This is a genomic window from Nocardia seriolae NBRC 15557, from assembly GCF_007990715.1.
In the GTDB taxonomy this organism is placed as follows: domain Bacteria; phylum Actinomycetota; class Actinomycetes; order Mycobacteriales; family Mycobacteriaceae; genus Nocardia; species Nocardia seriolae.
The window spans coordinates 1-21539 of sequence record NZ_BJWY01000043.1; the positions used below are offsets into that span (position 1 = coordinate 1).

At 68.3% G+C, this 21539-nt stretch carries 23 protein-coding genes; 14 read left to right on the plus strand and 9 right to left on the minus strand.

The window, feature by feature from the left end; genetic code table 11:
- The 4 genes from NS2_RS15405 to NS2_RS15420 form a co-directional block, all read left to right on the plus strand.
- A partial coding sequence (locus NS2_RS15405) for a YrdB family protein (protein WP_222594871.1) occupies nt 1-361 on the plus strand: 361 nt, incomplete at its 5' end.
- A gap of 280 nt (nt 362-641) precedes the next feature.
- A complete protein-coding gene (gene fusA, locus NS2_RS15410; RefSeq protein ID WP_033088155.1) occupies nt 642-2657 on the plus strand; it encodes an elongation factor G in 2016 nt (671 codons plus the stop codon).
- Between the two features lie 139 nt (nt 2658-2796).
- The gene (locus tag NS2_RS15415) at nt 2797-3231 is read left to right on the plus strand and encodes an SRPBCC family protein (protein ID WP_033088119.1); all 435 of its coding nucleotides are present in this window, start codon (nt 2797-2799) and stop codon (nt 3229-3231) included.
- A 19-nt stretch (nt 3232-3250) separates the two neighbouring features.
- On the plus strand, nt 3251-3664 hold the full coding sequence (locus NS2_RS15420; protein WP_045437732.1) for a MarR family winged helix-turn-helix transcriptional regulator: 414 nt from the start codon (nt 3251-3253) through the stop codon (nt 3662-3664).
- A gap of 25 nt (nt 3665-3689) precedes the next feature.
- Here NS2_RS15420 and NS2_RS15425 read toward each other — a convergent pair whose 3' ends face one another.
- Nucleotides 3690-4538 carry a GNAT family N-acetyltransferase gene (locus NS2_RS15425; protein ID WP_033088120.1) on the minus strand — a complete coding sequence of 283 codons (849 nt, stop codon included), beginning with the start codon at nt 4536-4538 and terminating at the stop codon, nt 3690-3692.
- 67 nt (nt 4539-4605) lie between these two features.
- Between NS2_RS15425 and NS2_RS15430 the strand changes: the two genes are divergently transcribed.
- The 4 genes from NS2_RS15430 (at nt 4606) to NS2_RS15440 (ending at nt 7830) form a co-directional block, all read left to right on the plus strand.
- Nucleotides 4606-5244 (plus strand): HAD family hydrolase, encoded by a 639-nt coding sequence (locus tag NS2_RS15430; protein ID WP_033088121.1) that lies wholly within the window; start codon nt 4606-4608, stop codon nt 5242-5244.
- 1006 nt (nt 5245-6250) lie between these two features.
- Nucleotides 6251-6574: a TetR/AcrR family transcriptional regulator gene (locus tag NS2_RS37490; protein ID WP_228102592.1), complete on the plus strand. Its 324-nt coding sequence runs from the start codon at nt 6251-6253 to the stop codon at nt 6572-6574.
- A gap of 72 nt (nt 6575-6646) precedes the next feature.
- The gene (locus NS2_RS37495) at nt 6647-6883 is read left to right on the plus strand and encodes a hypothetical protein (protein WP_228102593.1); all 237 of its coding nucleotides are present in this window, start codon (nt 6647-6649) and stop codon (nt 6881-6883) included.
- A gap of 80 nt (nt 6884-6963) precedes the next feature.
- The gene (locus NS2_RS15440; RefSeq protein WP_033088122.1) at nt 6964-7830 is read left to right on the plus strand and encodes an alpha/beta fold hydrolase; all 867 of its coding nucleotides are present in this window, start codon (nt 6964-6966) and stop codon (nt 7828-7830) included.
- Between the two features lie 7 nt (nt 7831-7837).
- Here the strand turns inward: NS2_RS15440 and aspA are convergent, their stop codons facing one another.
- Nucleotides 7838-9703: an aspartate ammonia-lyase gene (aspA, locus tag NS2_RS15445; RefSeq protein ID WP_081985940.1), complete on the minus strand. Its 1866-nt coding sequence runs from the start codon at nt 9701-9703 to the stop codon at nt 7838-7840.
- 141 nt (nt 9704-9844) lie between these two features.
- Here aspA and NS2_RS15450 point away from each other — a divergent pair, with 141 nt between their 5' ends.
- Nucleotides 9845-11164, plus strand: coding sequence for an anaerobic C4-dicarboxylate transporter family protein (locus tag NS2_RS15450; protein ID WP_197707882.1), 1320 nt, complete (start codon nt 9845-9847; stop codon nt 11162-11164).
- Nucleotides 11165-11167: 3 nt separating this feature from the next.
- Here NS2_RS15450 and NS2_RS15455 read toward each other — a convergent pair whose 3' ends face one another.
- The 4 genes from NS2_RS15455 to NS2_RS15465 are packed head-to-tail and all read right to left on the minus strand — an operon-like array spanning nt 11168 to nt 15407.
- Nucleotides 11168-13282: a prolyl oligopeptidase family serine peptidase gene (locus tag NS2_RS15455; protein WP_259466223.1), complete on the minus strand. Its 2115-nt coding sequence runs from the start codon at nt 13280-13282 to the stop codon at nt 11168-11170.
- Nucleotides 13279-14292: an NADP-dependent oxidoreductase gene (locus NS2_RS15460; protein ID WP_033088125.1), complete on the minus strand. Its 1014-nt coding sequence runs from the start codon at nt 14290-14292 to the stop codon at nt 13279-13281. Before NS2_RS15460 ends, NS2_RS15455 begins: the two co-directional genes overlap by 4 nt.
- 57 nt (nt 14293-14349) lie before the next feature.
- On the minus strand, nt 14350-14634 hold the full coding sequence (locus NS2_RS37505; RefSeq protein WP_228102594.1) for a helix-turn-helix domain-containing protein: 285 nt from the start codon (nt 14632-14634) through the stop codon (nt 14350-14352).
- Entirely contained in the window at nt 14613-15407 is a 795-nt protein-coding gene (locus NS2_RS15465) for an AraC family transcriptional regulator ligand-binding domain-containing protein (RefSeq protein WP_231992965.1), read from the minus strand. The genes NS2_RS37505 and NS2_RS15465 overlap by 22 nt, the downstream gene beginning before the upstream one ends.
- Nucleotides 15408-15485: 78 nt before the next feature.
- Here NS2_RS15465 and NS2_RS15470 point away from each other — a divergent pair, with 78 nt between their 5' ends.
- From NS2_RS15470 to NS2_RS15485, 4 genes are all read left to right on the plus strand, one after another.
- Nucleotides 15486-16508, plus strand: coding sequence for a dipeptidase (locus tag NS2_RS15470; protein WP_172416828.1), 1023 nt, complete (start codon nt 15486-15488; stop codon nt 16506-16508).
- Nucleotides 16509-16561: 53 nt separating this feature from the next.
- Nucleotides 16562-16867: a nuclear transport factor 2-like protein gene (locus NS2_RS15475; protein WP_033088126.1), complete on the plus strand. Its 306-nt coding sequence runs from the start codon at nt 16562-16564 to the stop codon at nt 16865-16867.
- Nucleotides 16868-17030: 163 nt separating this feature from the next.
- Nucleotides 17031-18434 carry a dihydrolipoyl dehydrogenase gene (gene lpdA / locus NS2_RS15480; RefSeq protein ID WP_033088127.1) on the plus strand — a complete coding sequence of 468 codons (1404 nt, stop codon included), beginning with the start codon at nt 17031-17033 and terminating at the stop codon, nt 18432-18434.
- A 308-nt stretch (nt 18435-18742) separates the two neighbouring features.
- Nucleotides 18743-19012: a hypothetical protein gene (locus tag NS2_RS15485; RefSeq protein ID WP_033088128.1), complete on the plus strand. Its 270-nt coding sequence runs from the start codon at nt 18743-18745 to the stop codon at nt 19010-19012.
- A 75-nt stretch (nt 19013-19087) separates the two neighbouring features.
- Here the strand turns inward: NS2_RS15485 and NS2_RS15490 are convergent, their stop codons facing one another.
- Nucleotides 19088-19567: a nucleoside deaminase gene (locus tag NS2_RS15490; protein ID WP_033088129.1), complete on the minus strand. Its 480-nt coding sequence runs from the start codon at nt 19565-19567 to the stop codon at nt 19088-19090.
- A 21-nt stretch (nt 19568-19588) separates the two neighbouring features.
- The gene (locus NS2_RS15495; RefSeq protein WP_147207193.1) at nt 19589-19987 is read right to left on the minus strand and encodes a winged helix-turn-helix transcriptional regulator; all 399 of its coding nucleotides are present in this window, start codon (nt 19985-19987) and stop codon (nt 19589-19591) included.
- A gap of 111 nt (nt 19988-20098) precedes the next feature.
- Between NS2_RS15495 and NS2_RS15500 the strand changes: the two genes are divergently transcribed.
- Entirely contained in the window at nt 20099-20950 is an 852-nt protein-coding gene (locus tag NS2_RS15500; protein WP_033088131.1) for an SDR family oxidoreductase, read from the plus strand.
- A 21-nt stretch (nt 20951-20971) separates the two neighbouring features.
- Here the strand turns inward: NS2_RS15500 and NS2_RS37510 are convergent, their stop codons facing one another.
- Entirely contained in the window at nt 20972-21481 is a 510-nt protein-coding gene (locus tag NS2_RS37510; protein WP_261772284.1) for an aggregation-promoting factor C-terminal-like domain-containing protein, read from the minus strand.
- Nucleotides 21482-21539: the final 58 nt, after the last annotated feature.

Consider the following 21539-nt stretch of genomic DNA (forward strand, 5'->3'; position numbering starts at 1 on the left):
TGGGAGTATTTCGATGATCAGCACCGCCTGGGCGACCCTCAATCTCACCCTCGCATTCGTACTGGAACTCGTCGCCGTTGGCGCGCTGGCCTATTGGGGTGTGCGTACCGGACGCGGGCGCATGGCGAAGGTTCTGCTCGGGGTCGGCATGGCGGTCGCCGCCATGGTGCTCTGGGGTCTGTTCGCCGCGCCGCAGGCGAGTTTCTCCATCCCCGTGGCTGCGGTGGGCACGAAGATCCTGGTGTTCGGTGGTGCCTCCGCCGGGCTGTGGCAGCTGGGCCATCGCACGGCCGCCATCGGGTTCCCGCTCCTGGTGGTCGCGAATCTGGCCGTGATCCACCTCGGGCACCTGTCGATGTGATCGCCTGAGTCGCGCGGAAATTCACGCGACAGCGCGGACGTTGAACTGTTAGTTTCGCACGGCGGGACGGGAGGTCCCGCTGATTCTCGGAAGCAGGAAGGGGCCGGTCATGCGCGATTGCCGCACCACCGTCGTGGCCCGTCCGCGCTTCGAGGTGATCCTGGTGTCCACGCCGGCTCGGTGCCGGCTGCGCGGCCGGTACTGCGTACCCCCCGACGCTCCTGGGCGTCCCGGGGAATCGCGCTGTTCTGTCCAAGATCAGCACGAAGGACGTATGACCGTGCGTACCAATGTTTCCCGACAAGATCTGGCTGTCGTTCGCAACCTCGGAATTCTCGCGCATGTGGATGCCGGGAAGACCACGGTGACCGAGCGCATGCTGTTCCTCACCGGTATCACCCACAAGCGCGGCGAGGTGCACGACGGCACCACCGTCACCGATTTCGATCCGCAGGAACGGGATCGGGGCATCACCATTTTCGCGGCGGCGGTGAGCTGCCGCTGGGCCGGGCACCGGCTGACCGTCATCGATACCCCCGGGCACGTCGACTTCTCCGACGAGGTCGAGCGTTCCCTGCGCGTATTGGACGGTGCCGTAGCGGTTTTCGACGCCGTCGCCGGTGTCGAGCCGCAGAGCGAATCCGTGTGGCGGCGGGCCGACCGTTACGGCGTGCCGCGTATCGCGTTCGTCAACAAGATGGACCGTGCCGGGGCCGACCTGACGGCCGCCGTCGCCTCGATTCGTGTACGGCTGCATCCGGTTCCGCTGCCGGTGTACTCCGGTGAGACGTTCGCCGGTGTGGTCGACCTGGTCCGCCTGCGCGCCCTGCACTGGGACGGCGGCCTGGTCGAGGGCGCGGTGCCCGAGCATCTCGCCGCGGAGGTGACGCGGGCGCGGCGCGAGCTGGAAGAAGCGGTGGCGGAACGGAATTCGGCGGCGCTCGAAGAGTTCGTCGAAGCCTCCGGACTGTCCGACGACACCCTGGCCGCCGCACTGCGGGAGCTGACTCTCGCCGGTGAGGTGGTGCCGGTGCTGTGCGGCGCGGCCTACCGCGACATCGGCATCGAGCCGCTGCTCGACGCCGTGGTCGCTTACCTGCCGTCGCCGTTGGACCGGCCGCCGGTGGGTGCGCAGGACGGGTGCCGCGCCGCGGATCCGGCGGAACCGCTTGCGGCACTGGCGTTCAAGGTGCACGCCACGCCGACCGGACGGCTCACCTTCGTGCGCGTCTACGCGGGCGTCCTGGCCAATGGCGACACCGTGCTCGACGCGGGCGGCGGCCGTCGCGAGCGGGTGGCGCGCATCCTGCGGGTGCAGGCGGATCGGCACGAGGAGGTGGCGGCCGCGGTGGCGGGCGATATCGTGGCGCTGGTCGGGCCCAAGGCGGTCCGGGTCGGCGCGACGCTGTGCGCGCCGGACGCCCCGGTCCAGCTGGAGCCCCCGGCCCCGACCGAGCCGGTGGTCTCGGTGGCGGTCGAGGCGCGATCCAGCGCGGAGACCGAGAAGCTGGCCGTGGCCCTGGCCCGGCTGGCCGACGAGGACCCGTCGCTGTCGGTGCGGACCGATCCGGAGACCGGGCAGACGCTGCTGGCCGGTCTGGGCGAGCTGCATCTGGAGGTCGTGGTGGAGAAGCTGCGCCGCGACCGCGGGCTGAGCGTGACGGTCGGCAAGCCGCAGGTGGCGTATCGCGAGACCGTGGTGCGCGGCGTGCGGGGCCTGGTCTATCGGCACGTCAAGCAGGACGGCGGGGCCGGGCAGTGGGCGCACATCGTGCTCGATGTGCAACCGGTGAACGAATCCGATACTGGGGCAACCGGTTTCGAGTTCGAGTCCACGGTGGTCGGCGGCCGGGTGCCCGCGGAGTTCGTGCGCGCGGTGGAAGCGGGCTGCCGGGATGCCCTGGCCGAGGGCCCGCTGGCGGGCCATCCGGTGACCGGCGTGCGGGTCACGCTCACCGATGGTGCGACGCATTCGAAGGATTCGTCGGACCTGGCCTTCCGCACCGCGGGACGGCTCGGAATGCGGGATGCGTTGCGGGCCAGTGCCATGGCGATCCTGGAACCGCTGGTCGAGCTGACGGTCACGGTCCCGGAGGACCATGTCGGCGCGGTGCTCGGTGATCTCGCCGCCCGGCGCGGCCGGGTCACGGGTTCGCTGACCCGTACCGGAACCGTGGTCCTGACCGCCACGGTCCCGCTGGCCGAATTGTTCGGCTACGCAACCCGTTTGCGCAGCCGAACCCAGGGCCGGGGCACGTTCACCACGCGCCCGCTCGGCTACGCGCCCGCCCCGTAGTACTCGGTGATCGGGGTCCGGTGGCGGCGACGCCATGCTGTCGTCCGCCGCCGGATCCCGGTGCGGTTTCGCGTTCGCGGTTGATTGTTGTCGCGACTATAGTTACTGTTGTCGCAACAACAGATTTACCCGATGGGAGATGACCCCGATGATGTACTCGTTCACCGAAGAGGCTGTGATCAAGGGCGATATCGACAAGATCTGGGCGGTCGCCACCGACGTCGCACGCTGGTCCGAATGGGACCCGCACGAGGAGAAGTCCCGCATCGACGGCGAATTCGCGGCCGGGACCAAGGTCTGGGTCAAGCCGAAGGGCGCGCCGGCCGGGCCTTTCACCATCGTGGCCGTGGAGCCCGGGAAATCGTGGACCAGTGAGGCGGGCATTCCGTTCGGGAAACTGCGCGGCCACCGCACCTACGAGGCGCTCGGCGACGGCACCGTGCGGGTGGCGGAGAATGTGGAGATCCACGGGGTTTTCGGGCCCCTGTTCAAGCTCGTCTGGGAGAAGGCCATGCGCGCGGACATGCCGCTGACCTTCGCGGCATTGGAAGAGGAGGCGCTACGGCGTGGCTGAAAAACCACGGGGACCGCTCATGAGTCCAGGGTTCTGGTTGCACAATGCCGCCCTGGAGTGGCGGGCGACGCTGGAACGCAACCTGCGTCCGCTCGGGCTCACCCCGACCCAGTTCAACCTGCTGGCCTCGGCCGGGTGGCTGGGCCGGGCGGGGGAACTGCCCACTCAGCAGCAGGTGGCGGACATGTCCGGTTCGGATCGCATGATGGCCTCCAAGGTGATTCGCGGACTGGAGGAGCGCGGCTTGCTCATCCGCCGTCCCGATCCCGCCGACGCCCGCGTCTTGCGCGTCGAACTGACGGCCGCCGGAAGGGAATTGGCGAGCAAGGGCGTGCGGACCGCGGTCGACACCGACGCCCAGCTCTTCGGCGCGGACGGCGATCTGCTGCGCGAACATCTGAAACCGATTGCCGCACACCGGCTGCCGGGTTGATCGGTTCGGATCGGAACGCCGCTGATCAGCCTTTGATCAGAATCGCGCGGGTGTAGAGCAGCGAAAATCCCCGGCGCTGCACGTTCTGCTGGGACTTGGAGCCGGGCTGGGTGGTGACCACCGCGATATCGCAGCCCGCCTCGGTCGCCTCGGCGAGCCGCACCGACAGCAGCGAGGACTGCACGCCGTGCCGCCGGTGCGCGGGATGGGTTGCCGCGCCGGTCAATTGGGCGATCCCCTGCGACATACGCATGCTCGCCCCGCCCGCGACCGTGTCCCCGCGCCGGGCGATATAGCGGCGCACGCCCGCCGCGACCGCCATATCGCGCACGGCCGCGGCGATGACGTCGGCCGGGAATTCCTCGTGCGACGCGACGCCCTGAGCGTCGGGATGCGCGAAGCCCTCGGCGACCACGTCGAGCCAGGGGGCGAATTCGTCGTCGGTGCTGTGCCCTACGTCCACGCCGTCGGCGACGACCGCGGGCCGTTCGTCATCCAGTTCCAGGCCGAGGACGTTTTCGAAAGACACCAGCCGGTATCCGCGCGCGGTGAGCAGTTCCCCGATGCCGGGGTCGCCGAGCTGGGAGACCTCGGCCTGCACCGGCGTCTTCCGTTCCGTGAACAACCGCTCGATCTCATCGAGTTCCGCGATGTCGGGGATGCCCGCGAACCCGAGCCCGGCCACCTTGTTCAGCGGCGATCCGACCTCCGCGAACGAGGCCACCCCGCCCGCGATCGGGATCACGAATCCGGCCCCGGCCCCGAGCCGCGCCGCGGCGGCCCCACTGCTCCTGGTGATCAGCTCGGCCTCGACCCGCTCGAGTCGCGCGGCCAGTTCCGTCCCGCAGAAAAACGTTTCCTGTTCGCTCCGCATATGGCCGAGCCCAATTCGGCGACCGGCGGCGCCGCCCCCGGTTTTCGGTGGGACGTAGGGTCTGGGTGTGGCTTTTGATCATGCGACCGGACCGGACGGCGGGCTCGTGGTCGGGTTCGACCTGGATATGACCTTGATCGACTCGCGGCCGGGGATCGCCGCGGTGTGGGATGCGGTCGCCGCGCGGACCGGGGTGGCGATCGATTCCGAGTTGGTGGTGTCGCGGCTCGGGCCGCCGCTGGCGCACGAGGCGGCCCAATGGTTCCCGGAGCACGAGGTGCCGAGGATCGTCGATCTGTATCGGGAGCTGTATCCGGATCTGGCCGTGCATCCTTCGGAACATCTGCCCGGCGTGATCGATGCGCTGGCGGCGGTGCACCGGGCGGGCGGCCGGGTGCTGGTGATCACCGCCAAGAACGGTCCGCACGCCCGGTTGCATCTCGACCATCTCGGACTCGAGGTCGACGAGCTGGTCGGCGGGGCCTGGGCGGAGGAGAAGGGCGAGGTGCTGCGCGAGCGCGGGGCCGCGATCTATGTCGGCGATCATCTGGGCGATGTGCGCGCGGCGCGGGTGGCCGCGGCGGTGTCGGTTGCGGTGACCACCGGACCCTATGCGGCCGAGGAACTCTCGGCCGCGGGCGCGGACGTGGTGCTGCGCGATCTGACCGAGTTTCCGGACTGGCTGGCCGCGCACATCGCCGGATAGTTCGGCGAATTACCTTCGGCGGCAGGGTGGTTGGGCGATCGGACCCGATTTCCGCTATTCGCGCGCAACGCGGCGGTGCCGGCGCGCCGTGGCGTCGATGACAAAGCGATCTCCGACGGCCGCGCGGGTCCGGCCCGGGCCGGGCGCGAACTCACGGCGACCGTTACCTCCCGGCGCAACGGCCGTGAATACCGCGCCCCCGTCCATTCTCGTTTCACATCGGCGTCGTCCGGGCGCGGCCGGGATGTTCGGCGGTTGCTGGGCGAAGGCAATTGCGGTGCGGATCGACGCGCGGTCACCCCGGGTGAGCCCGACGTTCCGGCGGTGGCCGGTGAAGTCTAGGGGGCTCTCGAAAAAGTTCTAGAAAGTTCATCCGAAATCTTCCCCGGGTGAGTACCGGCTGGGTATCGTCCCGATGGCAAACAGCCAGTGAAGGTACTGGCAATCTGTCGGATCGGAGCACCACTATGGCGAACTTCCTTTCGGATGTTCTCGTTCAGACCATCATCAAGCTGCTGCAGACCGGCTCATCCAGTCTTTCCGCCAAGTAGCCGAGCGAGCGCCATCTTTCGGCTACTGCGCGGAAGCCGATTCGATGACGAAGGGCCCGATCTTTGACGAGGGGATCGGGCCCTTTCTCGTACCCGCTGCAGGCGGGTGGTCGGAAGGGTCTCGCGTCCGGGTGCGCGGCGCGCCGCGACGGCCCGCGAAATTAATACTAAAAATCTCCTCGAAAAGTATTCCGTCCAGTTCACCCGCTCTGTATCGTGTTGAACGGCAAACGATCAGTGACTTTCGGGTCAATGCGACATCGGGCCGCGAGTCTCCCCCCGGACCCGCGTCCCGAACCCGGGACGGTTCCCCTGCCTATACCCGCCGTCCCGGGTGCGCCGCATTGCCCGAAGTTGCTGAGCCAACTTTCGGCTATCGCGCGGTAAGTCGAAGGTACAAACGAAGGGCCCGATCCATGACGAGGGGATCGGGCCCTTCGGTATTGTCTGGCGCAATGTCACAGGAAACGAACGCGGGAAGAATGTACGCCGGGCAGCCCGTAGAAGACCGGCAGCGGCAGCGTCGTGCGCGTTTTCTGGAGTCCGGGCTCACGGTGTTCGCGCGCGACGGCTATGCCAATAGTTCCGTCGGGGCCATCTGCAAGGACGCCGGTCTCTCCTCGAGGCAGTTCTACGAGGAGTTCACCGGACGCGAATCGCTGCTGCTCGAACTCTACGAGCAGATCGATCGAGAATCCCGGGAAGCGGTGGCGGCCACCATCGCCGAGCACTCCGACGCCAGCGCCATCGACATCATCGACGCCGCCGTCCGCGCCTAGATCGAGTCCATCGGGCGAGATCCGCGCAAGGCCAGAGTCGCCCTCGTCGAAGTCGTCGGGGCGGGGCCCAAGGTGGAGAAGTTCCGGCTGGAACTGCGGCGCGCCTGGGGCGCACTGCTGGCCAGCGCCGCCGAGGACGCCGCCCTGCACGGCGAAATCCCGCCCGGTGACTACGAAATGCGCGTGCTGGCCATTATCGGCGCGGTGAACTACGTGGTCGACGCCTGGAGCGGTTCGGAACCGCGCCAGCCGCTCGACGACGTCATCCGCGTGCTGCGCCGCGTCATCATGGGTGCCGTCACCGCCTGAACCTTCCCCCGTCCGACTCGTATTCGCGCCCGTCCGCTGCCTTGCGGACGGGCGCGACGTTTACGGGTAGCCTGCGGCGCATGGAGACCGTGCCCATCCAGATGCCCGACGGGACGACGGTGCCGGTGCGGATGATCCCGGCCAAAGGTCCACACCGGCACCCGATTACGGCCGACACGCCGAGGCCGGTGGTGGTTGTCGTGCCGGGACTGGGGGTGCCGGGGGAGTTCTACTCGCTGTTCGGGAAGCCCCTGGCGGACCGGGGTTTCGACGTGGCGCTGCTGGAGATCCGTGGAAACGGCGCCGCTCCGCCTCCCCGCGCTTGCCGGCCCAAACCCGGCGCGGCGAGCCAGTACGGCTATCAGGAACTGGTGGCCGTGGACTTCCCCGCCATGTTCGAGGCAGTGCGGGAACGGTTTCCCGACAGCACGCCGTATCTGCTCGGGCACAGCATGGGTGGGCAGCTCGGGGTCATGTACGCGTCCCGGATCCGGGGGCGGCTGGGCGGGCTGATTCTGGTCGCGTCCGGAACGCCGCATCGGCGCGGATATTCGGGGCTGGCGGCGCTGGGCAGCACCGCGCTCTCGCTGACCGCCAATCTGGCCGGGTTCTGGCCGGGCGACACCGTGACCGCGGGCGGGTTCGGGCGGCAGTCGAAGCTGCTGATCGCCGACTGGGCGCGGCTGGCGCGCACGGGCCGATTCCAGCCCGCCGGAGCCGATATCGACTACGAGGAGCGCATCGGGCGGCTGAAATTGCCGGTGCTGTCGATCACCATGACCGGCGATGAGCTGACCCCGCGCGGTTCGGCGCGGCAACTGCTGGCCAAGCTGCCCAATGCCGACATCACCATCTGGCACAACCCGGACCCGCTGGGGCACAACGGCTGGATCAGCGATCCCGCGTCCACCCTCGACCGGGTCGAAAAGTGGCTGCGGGACCGCTGATTCACGGCTAGATCGAACGCGACCGCGGGGCGGTCATCTTCTCCGGGCTGAGCAGTTCGTCGAGTTCGTCCTTGGTCATGGCCCCGCGCTCCAGCACCAGGTCATAGACGCTGCCACCGGTCTTCAGCGCCTCCTTGGCGATCGACGCGGACTGTTCGTACCCCAGCTTCGGCACCAGCGCGGTGACCAGGCCGATGCTGTGGTTGACCAGTTCCCGGCAGTGCTCGCGATTGGCGGTGATGCCGGTGACACAGCGGCTGGTCAGGGTGATGGCCGCATTGCGCAGCATCATGGTGCCCATCATGAGGTCGTAGGCCATGATCGGCTCGGCCATGTTCAGTTCGAGCTGGCTGGCCTCGGCGGCCATGGTGACGGTCATGTCGTAGCCGATGAGCTGGAAGCAGACCTGCGAAACGACCTCCGGGATAACCGGATTGACCTTGCCGGGCATGATCGACGAACCCGGCTGCATGGCGGGCAGGTTGATCTCACCGAGCCCGGCGCGCGGACCGCTGGAGAGCAGGCGCAGATCGTTGCAGATCTTGGACAGCTGCACGGCGGCGCGCTTGAGGGTGGCCGAGATGGCCACGAAATCGCCTGAGTCCTGGGTGGCCTCGACCAGGTTCTCGGCCTGACAGATGGGCAGTCCGGTGACCTCGACCAGTTTCTTGCTGACCAGTTCGGCGTAGCCGGGCGGGCTGGTGATGCCGGTGCCGATGGCGGTCGCGCCCATGTTCATGGCGAGCAGGTCGGTGGAGATGCGCTGCAGGTGGGCGATGGCCTCGCCGATCATGACCGCGTACGCACCGAACTCCTGGCCCAGCGTCATGGGCACGGCGTCCTGCAGCTGGGTGCGGCCCATCTTGATGACATCGCTGAACTCGAGGGCCTTGGCCTTCAGGGCATTCCGCAGCTCGCCCAGGGCCGCGGTGGCGTCCATGAGGGACAGGTAGACGCCCAGCTTCACCGAGGTGGGGTAGACGTCATTGGTGGACTGCGAGCAGTTCACGTCGTCATTGGGGTGCAGGTACTGGTATTCGCCCTTCTCGTGGCCCATGAGCTCCAGGCCGCGATTGGCGATGACCTCGTTGGCGTTCATATTGGTCGAGGTGCCCGCGCCGCCCTGCACCATGTCGACGACGAAGTCGTCGCGCAGCTTGCCGTCCAGGATCTCGTCGCAGGCTCCGACGATGGCATCGCGCTTGGCCGCCGTGATCGACCCGAGTTCCGCATTGGCCAGCGCCGCCGCCTTTTTCACGTAGGCCAGCGCGTGCACCAGGTGCCCGAACTTGCGCAGCTTGATGCCCGAGATCTGGAAATTCTCGATGGCGCGCAGGGTCTGCACGCCGTAGTAGGCCTCGGACGGGATCTCGCGGGTGCCCAGCGAATCGTGTTCGGTGCGAATGCCGCCCAGCTGCTGCTGCGCGCTGATCGCGGCCGAGAGCTGTTCGGAGACGCTGCGCATGCGGTGCGCGATGAGCTGCGCGACGCGGGAGACCATGCGGTAGTAGCGATCCGGGTGCAGCACGGCCATTTCCCGCAGCGTGGCGCGCGGCACGGTCAATACCACCGCGCCCTTGGGGGTGCGGCCGGTCGCGGTGTGCGGGGTGTCGTCGATCAGGGAGATCTCCGAGACCAGGCTGCCGGGGCCGAGGCGGGCCAGCTCGGTCTCGTGGCCGGTGAGCCCGGAGATGATCTGGACCTCGCCCTCGACCACGATGCCCGCCCATTCCCGGGGCGTGGACTCGTGGAAAAGGATGGTGCCGGCCGGGTATTCGCGGCGTTCGGCGGTGGCGGTGAGGGCGCGGACGTCATCCGGATCGAGTCCGGTGGCCGCGGCGGTTGACTTGATCAGCTCGTCCAGTTGGCCCACGTCTGCTCCTTGCTCGGATGAGGGACTCACAACGCTGGCAAACAAATCGCAATCTTTCCGAATGGTCCGGATATGTTTCAAGAGCGACGCGGTAACAGCACCACCACCTACTAGCCGATCGGCGGGTCGACGATGGTAAAGATGCTGCTCGAGCTGGCGGTCATGCTGGCCATCATCATGATCGGATCCCGGGTCGGCGGCATCGGACTGGGCGTCTGGGGCGGGATCGGCGTCTTCGCGCTGGCCACCATATTCGGGGTCGAGCCGACCGTGCCGCCGGTGGACGTGCTGCTCATCATCCTGTCGGTGGTGGTGGCCGCGGCGACCATGGAGGCCGCGGGCGGCGTCGACTACATGGTCCGGATCGCCGAGCGGATAATTCGCAGCAATCCCAAACGGATCACCTTCGTCGCACCCCTGGTGACCTACGCGTTCACCGTCGGCGCGGGCACCGGGCATCTGCTCTACCCGCTGCTGCCGGTCATCCACGAGGTGGCGCGCGAGGGCGGGATCCGCCCGGAGCGGCCGATTTCCATTGCCACCATCGCCAATCAGATCGCCATCGTGGCCAGCCCGGTCTCGGCGTCGACCGCGGCGGCGGTGGTCATCTTCGGGCCCGACGGGTGGTCGATCGTGAAGATCCTGGCCATCACCGTGCCCTCCACGCTCATCGGGTCCATGGTCGGCGCGCTGTCGGTGCTCAAGCTCGGCAAGGACCTCGACGACGATCCGGAGTACCAGCGCCGGCTGGCCGCGGGGGAGATCCCGCCCATCGATCCCAGTCACGCCGACCGGCCGCCGCTGCCGCCGCGCGCCTCCTGGTCGGCGGGCATCTTCCTGCTCGGCGTGCTCGCCATCGTGATCTCGGGGGCGTTCCCGAGCCTGCGCCCGGATGTGCACGGAGCGGACGGCAAGGTCGACGCGCTGGCCATGCCCTATGCCATCGAGGTGCTCATGCTCGCGACGGCGGCCCTGATCATGGTGGTGTGCAAGGTGAACGCCGCGGTGGTGCCGGGCACGCCGGTCGCCAAGGCGGGGTTGGTCGCGCTGGTCGGGGTGTTCGGATTGGCCTGGCTGGGTGACTCTTTCGTCGAGGCCAACAAGACGCTGATCGTGGACAAACTCGGCAATGTCGCCAAGGACTATCCGTGGACGTTCGCGATCATCGTGACCGTGGTCGCGGCGCTCATTCTGAGTCAGGCCGCGACCACGAAGACGATGATGCCGCTGGGCATGGCGCTGGGCATTCCCTCGGCGCAGCTGGTGGCCATGCTGCCCGCGGTCGCGGCGCTGTTCATCCTGCCGGTCTATCCGACCAGCATCGCCGCGGTGAACTTCGACCTGAGCGGGACGACCCACTTCGGCAAGTACGTGCTCAACCACTCGTTCATGCGTCCCGGTCTGGTCACCCTGGTGGCTTCGATCGCCATCGGCTACGGGCTGGCGGCGATCATCGGCTGAGCGTCACCGCTCCATCAGCTGCTGGGCGAAGAACTCGTAGATGAGCCCGGCCTGGAAGGCGGACTGCTTGTTGTCCGCCGCGCCGCCGTGGCCGCCCTCGATGTTCTCGTAGTACCAGACGTCGTGGCCCTCGGATTCCAAGAGCGCGGCCATCTTCCGGGCGTGGCCGGGGTGCACGCGGTCGTCGCGGGTGGAGGTGGTGAGCAGGATCGGCGGGTACCGCCGGTCCGCGCTGGTGTTCTGGTACGGCGAGTACTTCGAGATGTACTCCCACTCCTCGGGCTTGTCCGGGTCGCCGTACTCCGCGATCCACGACGCGCCCGCCAGCAGCAGGTGGTAGCGCTTCATGTCCAGCAGCGGCACCTGGCACACGATGGCCCCGAACAGTTCCGGGTAGCGGGTCAGCATGACGCCCATGAGCAGGCCGCCATTGCTGCCGCCTACCGCGCCCAGCTGCTCGTGGGTGGTGATGCCGCGGGCCACCAGATCCCGGGCCACGGCCGCGAAATCCTCGTAGGCCTTGTGCCGGTTGGCCTTCAGGACCGCGGTGTGCCATTCCGGGCCGTACTCGCCGCCGCCGCGGATATTGGTCATGACGTAGGTGCCGCCGCGCTCGAGCCAGCCCATGCCGACCGCGCCGAAATAGCCGGGGGTGCGCGAGACTTCGAAACCGCCGTAGCCGGACATGACGGTCGGGCCGGGGACGCCGCGGCGATCACGGTGGCGGATGACGAAATACGGGATTTCGGTGCCGTCGTCGGAGGTGGCGAAGAACTGCTCGGTCTCCACGCCGTCGGCGTCGAAGAACTCCGGTTCCTTCTTGAGCACCTCGATGGGGCCGCCCACCGAACCGGCCATGAGCGTGGTCGGGCGGGTGAAACCACTGGTGGAGAGCATGAATTCGTCGCCGCCCTCCAGGCGGTCGAGGTTCATGACGCTGGTGGTGGCCATGCGCGGGGTGTCGGCCAGCGGCTCGCGGGTCCAGCCGTCCGGGCCGGGGGTCAGCACGTGCAGGTCGGTCTGCACGTCGCGCAGGGTGATCAGCAGCAGGTGGTTCTCGGTCCAGCCGTAGCCGTGCAGCGCCGTGTGCCGGTCGGGGGTGAACAGGACCTCGAAATCACGTGCGCCGGAGAGGAATTCCTCGAAGTTGGTGGCCAGCAGCGAGCCCGCCGGGTAGGTGGTGCCGTTCACCTCCCACGGCGACTTCAGGCGCACCAGCAGCAGCTCCTTGTACCAGGATTCGGAGGCGTCGCTGGGGACGTCGATGAAGCGCAGGGCGCCGTCGTCCTCGAGGAGGTAGACCTCCTCGTTGAAGAAGTCGGTGGCGCGGCCCAGGAAGTGGCGTTCGTAGCCCGGCGTGCGGTCGTAACCGGCCGAGACCGCCACGTCGGTGACCTCGCCCTCGTAGACGAATTCCGCCGCCGCCAAGGGGGTTCCGCGCCGCCAGCGCTTCACCACCCGCGGATAGCCGGAGTCGGTGAGCGAGCCCGGGCCGAAATCGGTTCCCACGTACAGGGTGTCGTCGTCGATCCAGGCGAAGTCGGACTTGGCCTCGGGCAGCCGGAAGCCGCCGTCCTCCGGCGCGATGAACGCCTTGGCCTCGATGTCGAACTCGCGCACCACCTTCGCGTCCGCACCGCCACGCGAGAGGCTGATCAGCGCCCGCTGCTGCGCGGGCCGCAGCACCGCCGCGCTGCCCCACACCCAGTTCTCGTCCTCGGCCGCGGCCAGCGCGTCCAGGTCGATGAGGATCTCCCAGTCCGGCTCGTCCTTGGCGTACTCGGCGAAAGTGGTGCGCCGCCACAGCCCCTTCGGGTGGTCGCGATCGCGCCAGTAGTTGTAGAGCCAGGGGCCGCGCCGGCCGGGATAGGCGATGCGCGTATCGGTATCGAGCATGGCGAGCACCCGGGCCTCGAGCTCCGCGAAACGCTCCGACGACGCGAACCTCTCCTTCGCCACCGCATTGCGCGCTTCCGCCCACCCGAGGGCCCGCTCACCCTCGACCTCTTCGAGCCACAGGAACTGATCCGTCACGCCCTCTCCAACACCACTCATGCCCTCATTGTTGCCGAGTGTCGCGTTCGCCGGTCGCGAACGTGTTGCGGGCGGCCGCTTCAGGCGAGTCGGACCAGCATCTTCCCGGTGTTCGCGCCGGACAGCACACCCAGGAACGCGGCGGGGGCCCGGTCGAGACCCTCGTACACGGTCTCCCGGGTGCGCAGGCTGCCGTCGGCCAGCCAGCCCGCGGCCCGCCCGATGTATTCGCCGAAGACCGGGAAGCGACTGGTGACCAGCATGCCCCGCAGGGTGATCTCCTTGGTGGCGGCCAGGTACAGGTCGGGCGTGAATTCCGGCGGCGCGCCGTCATATCCGCTGATCGCGCCGACCATGGCGATGCGCCCGCCGGGGCGCATGGCCTCGATCGCCGCCGCCAGGTGTTCGGACCCGACGCCGTCGAGATAGACGTCGATGCCCTCGGGCGCGGCGGCCGCCAGCTGTCCGCGCAGATCGCCCGCCCGGTGGTCGATGGCCGCGTCGAAGCCGAACTCGTCGAGCAGGACGCGGTTCTTCGCGGGCCCGCCCGCCGAGCCGACCACCCGGCTCGCACCCGGTTTGCGGGCGATCTGCCCGGCGACGCTGCCCACCGCGCCCGCGGCCGCCGACACGAACACGACATCGCCGGGGCGGACCGGGGCGATCGAGGTCAGCGCGGCGTAGGCGGTCAGCCCGGTGGTGCCCAGCGCGCCGAGGTAATGCCGCGGGTCGGCCAGCGTGGTGTCCACGACGGTGGCGGTGTCGGCGTCCACCACCGCGAGATCCCGCCAGCCCCGGAAATGAGTCACGGTGGCGCCCAACGGAATCGCGGCCGAGCGGGACTCGATCACCTCGCCGACCGCCGCGCCCTCCAGGGGCTCGCCCAGCCGGAACGGCGGGACGTAGGACGGCTTGTCGTCCATCCGGCCGCGCATGTACGGGTCCACCGACATCCAGGTGTTGCGGACCAGGAGTTGACCGTCGCGGAGTTCGGGGAGCGGACGCTCCGCCGCCACGAAGTCCGCGGTGGTCGGCACCCCTTGCGGCCGGGCGGCCAGTCGGATCTCTCGGCCGGTGCGAAGCTGAGTTGTCATGGCGCACAATCCTTGTCGTTGCCGGTGGACCGGATTTCCGATCCGCTGCCGACAACGCTATGGGCGGTGCGGGTCCGCTCCCAGGTCCCGTGATGCCACCGACCGGTCCGCGTGCGCCAGGCCGGTCGGGGAGGTGCCGTGCCAGCGCCGGTATGCCTTGCGCAGCGCGCGATCGTCGGCGAAGCCGAGCCGGGCGGCCACCGCCGCCGTCGAACGGCCCTGCGCGAGCAGGGTTTCGGCGCGCTCGGCCCGCCGCAGATCGACCTCGTTCCGCCAGGTGGTGCCGTGTTCGGCGAGGTGGCGCTGCAGCGTGCGGCGGCTCATCGGCAGCCGCCGGGCCACGCCGTCGAGGCTGAGGTCCCCGTCGGTGAGGGCCGCGTCGAGGGCGGTCCGGAACGACTCCAGCGGACCGGGAACCGCGCGCGCGAATTCGCCAGCACCAGATCCGCGTGACCGCGCAGCAGCGCGCCCAGCGCCGGATCGGCGCGCCGCAGCGGCGCGGCGGCGTCCGCGGCGTGGAAGGTGATGCTGTCGGCGGGTGCGCCGAATTCGATGCGGTCGGTGCCGAACGCCTCGGTCAGGATCGAATGTCGTTGCGGTGCGGGATGTCCGAAGGTGACGCGCGCGGTGCGGACCGGACGCCCGGTGGCCTCGCGGGCCCGGCGCAGGTAGTAGGCGAGCACGTATTCGTTGACCACGGCGGACACGGCCGGGTCGCCCGCCGTGGTCCGGTAGCCGACGGTGAGATCGTCCCCGGCGTCCAGGTCGAAGACCTCGCCCGCGGCGGTCACCACCCGGTGGTACGGCTGTGCGGCGCGCAGTGATTCGGCGAGGGTGGATCCCGTGGTCACCAGATAGTCCCAGGGGGTGAGGGTGCCCAAGGGCGCTGCCGTCGCCACGGCGAGGCCCGCGCCCGGGCCCGGGCGCAGGTGGGCGATGAACTCCCACAGGCGAATCAGGGCGTCCAGCGGAATCCGGTTCAGCTCGTCGGAGAGCGTGTGCTCGTCGAGGCCGTGGAGGCCGGCCTGTTGTTCCGGCGTGGCCCCGGCCCGCCGGGCGGCGTCGCGCACCAGCCGGACGAGCGGTGTCGAAACCGTACGGTCGAGCGGATCCACTTGTTCCACACTAGTGATGGCCGGGCTCACACCGATCGGTAGGATTGCGGCTTCCAAGCCCATCCGCGAGGAGGTTCGGTGTCGCCGCAACAACGTTCGCAGACCGCCCCGCCCCGGCTGTGGGAACAGCACTGCTGCCTGCCGCTGCTGCCGACCGCGGATCTGACCGAGCTGCTTCGGTATCCGGCCGGTTCGTATCTTTCGGTGAATATCGGATATTCGCCGCAATCCACGCGGGAGTCGCTGGAGCTGGTGACCCAGTTCCGGCGGGATGCCTTGACCGACGGGCGGTTCCGGCTGGTGCACAGCATCGAGGACGCCTGGCCCGAGACGCCGACGGCGGAGACCGAGGAGACGCTCGCGCTGGCCTTCGATCTGGAGGACTCCGGGCCGCTGGAGGGCGATCTCGACAATGTCGAGCTGTTCTACGAACTCGGGTTGCGGTCGCTGCTGCCCAGCTACAACTACGCCAATGCGGCGGGGTGCGGGTGCCTCGACACCGAGGACACCGGGCTCACCGGGCACGGGCGGGATCTGATCCGCAAGCTCAACGAGGTCGGGGTGTTCGCCGACGGGTCGCACTGCTCGCGGCGCACCGGGCTCGACATCGCCGAGACCACGAGTGTCCCGATGATCTACAGCCACTCGAATTTCGCTGCGCTGTGGGCGCATCCGCGCAATATCACCGACGATCAGGCCAAGGCGTGCGCGGCCACCGGCGGGGTGATCGGCATCAACGGGGTGGGAATCTTCCTCGGCCACAACGACGCCCCGGCGCGGGCGGAGCGGGTGGCGGCCATGGCCGATCACCTCGCGTACGGCGCGCAGCTGCTGGGCATCGAGCACGTCGGCGTCGGGTCCGACTTCTCTTTCGACGGTGATGAATTCAACGAGGTCATCGCCGCCAGCCCGGAGACCTTCTCGCCGGAGTACACCCGCTACGGGCCGCTGCAGTGGACGCCGCCGGAGGATCTGCTCGGTGTCTCGGGGACGCCGGGGCTGGACGCGGAGCTGGCCGCGCGCGGATTCAGCGAATCCGACCGGGCCGCGGTGTTCGGCGGCAATTTCGCGCGCGTGGCCCGGCAGGTCTGGCGGGATTAGACTCGGCCCGAAGTCTGCTCGATCAATGCTCGCCGACCGAGAGGGATGCAGCGATGACAGAGCTCGACCCGACCGTGCGGAAATTCGTCGACGCCGTGAACGCCGGTGACGCGAACGCCTTCTTCGCGACCCTGACCCCCGACGCCAGCATGACCGACGACGGTCAGGAGCGGAATCTCGCGCAGTGGACCGAATCGGAGATCTTCGCGACCAATGGGCGGATGAAGGTCGAATCCGTCGGCGGCCCGACCGAATTCGTGGCCGATTACTCGAACGACCGGTGGGGAGCCATGCGGACGGCGTGGCGGTTCACCCTGCGTGACGGACTGATCAGTCGCTTCGAGACGGGTCAGGCGTAAAGGGTTGCGAAGGCGACAACTGATTTCGTGAGGATCCGGGTAACTCCTGGGGTACCCCCAAAATGGGTTACGGCTCCCAGCCGCCGGCCCGCATCGCCAATAGGCGGCGGCTCTTAGCCGGGCGCTGAGGCGCGGGGAGGCAGGGGAGTCTAGTCTCGGTGTCGTGACTTCCCACTACGATGTCGTTGTTCTCGGCGCTGGTCCCGGCGGTTACGTCGCCGCGATCCGTGCCGCTCAACTCGGCCTGCGAACAGCGATTGTCGAGCAGAAATACTGGGGTGGCGTGTGCCTGAACGTGGGCTGCATTCCGTCCAAGGCACTGCTGCGGAACGCGGAGCTGGCCCATATCTTCACCAAGGAAGCGAAGACGTTCGGTATCTCCGGTACCGCTAGCTTCGATTTCGGCGCGGCCTTCGATCGCAGCCGCAAGGTCGCGGACGGCCGGGTCAAGGGCGTCCACTTCCTGATGAAGAAGAACAAGATCGACGAGTTCGACGGGAAGGGCACCTTCACGGGTCCGAAGTCGCTCTCGGTCGCGCTCACCAAGGGCGGCACCGAGGACATCACGTTCGACAACGTGATCATCGCCGCGGGCACCGAGACCAAGCTGCTGCCGGGCACCTCGCTCTCGGCCAACGTGGTCACCTACGAGGAGCAGATCCTCACCCGCGACCTGCCGGGTTCCATCCTCATCGTGGGTGCGGGCGCCATCGGCATGGAGTTCGGCTACGTCCTCAAGAACTACGGCGTGGACGTGCGCATCGTCGAATTCCTCGACCGCGCACTGCCGAACGAGGACGCCGACGTCTCCAAGGAGATCACCAAGGCGTACAAGAAGCTCGGCGTCACCATCACCACCGGTGCGGCCGTGCAGTCTATCGATGACGACGGGTCGAAGGTCACCGTCGCCATCAAGGACAACAAGTCCGGCGCCATCGAGACCGTCACCGTCGACAAGGTGCTGCAGGCCGTCGGTTTCGCGCCGCGCGTGCAGGGCTACGGCCTGGAGAACACCGGCGTCGCGCTGACCGACCGCGGCGCCATCGCCATCGACGACTTCATGCGCACCAACGTCCCCGGCATCTACGCCATCGGCGACGTCACCGCCAAGCTCCAGCTCGCCCACGTGGCCGAGGCCCAGGGCGTCGTCGCCGCCGAGACCATCGCCGGCGCCGAAACCCAGGCCCTGGGCGACTACCGCATGATGCCCCGCGCCACCTTCTGCCAGCCCCAGGTCGCCTCCTTCGGCCTCACCGAGGAGCAGGCCCGCGCCGAGGGCTACGACGTCAAGGTCGCGAACTTCCCCTTCACGGCGAACGGCAAGGCCCACGGCCTCGGCGACGCCCAGGGCTTCGTCAAGCTCATCTCCGACGCCAAGTACGGAGAACTGCTCGGCGGCCACCTGATCGGCCCGGACGTCTCCGAGCTGCTGCCGGAACTGACCCTGGCCCAGAAGTGGGATCTCACGGTCAACGAGGTGGCCCGCAACGTCCACACCCACCCGACCCTGTCGGAAGCCATCCAGGAAGCGATCCACGGCCTCGCCGGCCACATGATCAACTTCTGATCGCCGCACCACCGTTGACCGCGGGCGCTTCCGAACCGGAAGCGCCCGCGGCCATTTCCGGGGGACACCGCTTTCATCGCCAATTCGTATGTGGGAAACGAGATTCGAGTTCGGGTACATTTGCTGCCGCACGCCGTGTTCGGCGTGATGAACTTGAATTGGGGAGTTGCTTTGGTACGGAATGTTTTCCGGGTGGGTCTACTGGCGGCGACGCTGGTGTCGCTGGGGGTTGCCGCTTCGGGAACGGGATTCGCGGTGGATTCGGGTAGTGCGGGATCGCCCGCGCCGAAGCCGCCGAAATTACGCTCATGCCGGGCGGCGTGATTCACGTCGATGCCCCCGCGGACGGTTCGGCCTGGACCTGCAAGGGCATGAGCCTGGTCCCGTTCGTCTCGCTGACGACCCAGGTGGCCAAGCACAGGACCTCGACAGGCTCCGCGATGGCGGACTCGGTGCCCTGGACGGCATCGGTGGATCTCCAGTTCCCGCCCAACACGATGGTGCTCTGGGAATGCGACAGCGCCGGATCCGGTCACACCACCTACAAATCCGAGGGCACCCTGCAAACCCTGCCCTGAGGACATCACCCTCGTACGACGGCCCGGTATCGGCGAAAATCGCCGGCACCGGGCCGTTTTCGTAGATATCGGGCTTCAGTCCGCCAGGTGCAGGCGGCGGTGGAGCGCGTAGACGCGGTCGCTCAGTTCCGGAAAGGGGCCGGAGGTCGGGATGCTCGGGGCGACTTCCCGGATGGAGAGGGGGCGGACGGGTCCCGCGGGAACGCCGAATTCGTTGAGCCACTCCAGGAGTTGGGCGGTGGAGGCGGCGTAGACGATGCGGCCGAGGCCGACCCAGGCATGGGCCGCGGAGCACATCGGGCAGTGCTCGCCGGAGGTGTAGACGGTCGCGGCGGCACGCTCTTCGGGGGTGAGGTTTTCGCCCGCCCAACGGGCCAGGTCGAATTCGGGGTGGCGGGTCTGATCGCCGCCCGACACTCGATTGCGGTCCTCGGCCAGCACTTTTCCGTTCGCGTCGACCAGCAGCGATCCGAAGGGCTCGTCGCCCGAATTCAGCGCCTCCTCGGCGAGCTCCACGCAGCGCTCGAGGTAGTGCAGATCTGTGTCGGCGGGCATGCGACTCCTTGGGCTCGTGGCTTATTGGCGGTGATAGGCGTTCTGCGCCTCGGTGATCGCGGTGATGTTGGATTCGAGGATCTCGATGAGGCCGACGAGTTGGTCGGCTACCTGCGCGCCCAGGTCGGTGAGGGTGTATTCGACGACCGGGGGGATGGCTTGCTGGACTTCGCGATTGACCATGCCGTCGCGTTCCAGGGTTTGCAGGGTTTGGGAGAGCATGCGCTCGGAGATGCCGTCTACGCGGCGGCGCAGGGCTGAGAAGCGGTAGGGGCCCTCGCGGAGGGCGGCCAGGGTGAGGACGCCCCAGCGGCTGGCCACGTCCTGGAGGACGGGGCGGGAGGAGCAGTTGCGGGCGAAGACGTCGGCCTCCAGCGTGGGGTCGACCACAAACGCCTGGTCGGGGGGCTGGGAGGTCATGGGATTCAGATTACCTTCGATTCGGGTAGCGGTTTGGGAATGGGATGTGCTTACTATTAGTTAGTACATGTCAGACGTGCAGTTCATTCCCTGAAACCCATGGAGGTAGTCATGACCGTCGCAGTCACCGGAGCAAGTGGTCAGCTGGGCCGTCTGGTTGTCGAGGCGCTGTTGAAGGACGGGTCGCAGCCCGTCGTGGCCGTGGTTCGCGATGCCGCGAAGGTGGCCGATCTGGCCGAGCGCGGCGCCGAGGTGCGGGTGGCGAGCTATGACGATCCGGAGGCGCTGGAGCGCGCTTTCCAGGGTGTCGATCGGGTGCTGCTGGTCTCGGGCAACGAGTTCAGCAAGCGGGTCGCCCAGCACACCAATGTGATTCGCGCGGCCGAGAACGCGGGCGTGAAGCTGCTGGCCTACACCAGCATTCCGAAGGCCGAGGTCAACCCGTTGATCCTGGCTCAGGAGCACATCGGCACCGAGGCCGCGCTGGCCGGGGCGAGCATCCCGACCACCCTGCTGCGCAACAGCTGGTACTGGGAGAACTACACCGGCGGGCTGGCGCACGCGGTCGAGACCGGCACGCTCTACGGTGCGGCCCGCGACGGCAAGGTATCGGGTGCGTCCCGCGCCGACTATGCCGAGGCCGCGGCCCGCGTGCTCACCACCGACGGTCACGAGGGCAAGGTCTACGAGCTCGGCGGCGACGAGGCGCTCAGCTACGACGAACTGGCGCAGGTCATCTCGGAGGTGTCCGGCAAGCCGGTGCGGTATCAGGATCTGCCGCAGGCCGATTACGCCGCCGCCCTCGAGGGCGCGGGCCTGGAAGCCGGGTACGCCGCGGTTCTGGCCGATGCCGACGCCGGTATCGCGAACGGCATCCTGACCGTCGACTCCGGTGATCTGCAGCGGCTGCTCGGCCGCCCGTCGACCCCGGTGGCCGAGGTCTTCCGCGCCGCGCTGAGCTGAGGATCGGGGACGGGCAGGCCCTCAGTACCAGTTGTGGGCCTGCCAGAAATCCCAGGCGGCGTTCGGGCTGCCGTAGCGGGCGACCATGTAGCGGTAGGCCCAGCGAAGCTGGGTGAGCGGGTTGAACATCCAGTCCGGGCCCTCGCTGAACATCTTGTGCGCGGGGAGGGCCTGGGCCAGGCCGTAGGCGCCGGAGGTCGGGTTGATGGCGAAGACCTGCCAGTCGCTCTCGTGGCTGATGATCTGGTTGAAGGATTCCCACTGCTCGCCGGGGACCATGAAGCGGGACAGGGTTTGCAGGGTCGGTTTGGAGTAGCGCTGGGCCGAGCCGATCATCTGGATCAGACTCGCGGGGTCGACCGGGAGCGCGACCGGGATCTCGGCGGATCGCGCGATCGGGTCGGCCACCGCGGTGCGCGCGTCGGCGGTCCCGACGGCGACGGTCAGCGGGGTGAGGGCCGCGAGCAGCAGTCCGAGCAGAGTGAATCGCAGCGAACGCTTTCTGATTTCGGGGTCATCGAAAACGGGCAACGCCTGGTCCTTCCGTGTCGTTCACCGCAACGCCTAGTCGTCACAAATGCCACGAAAA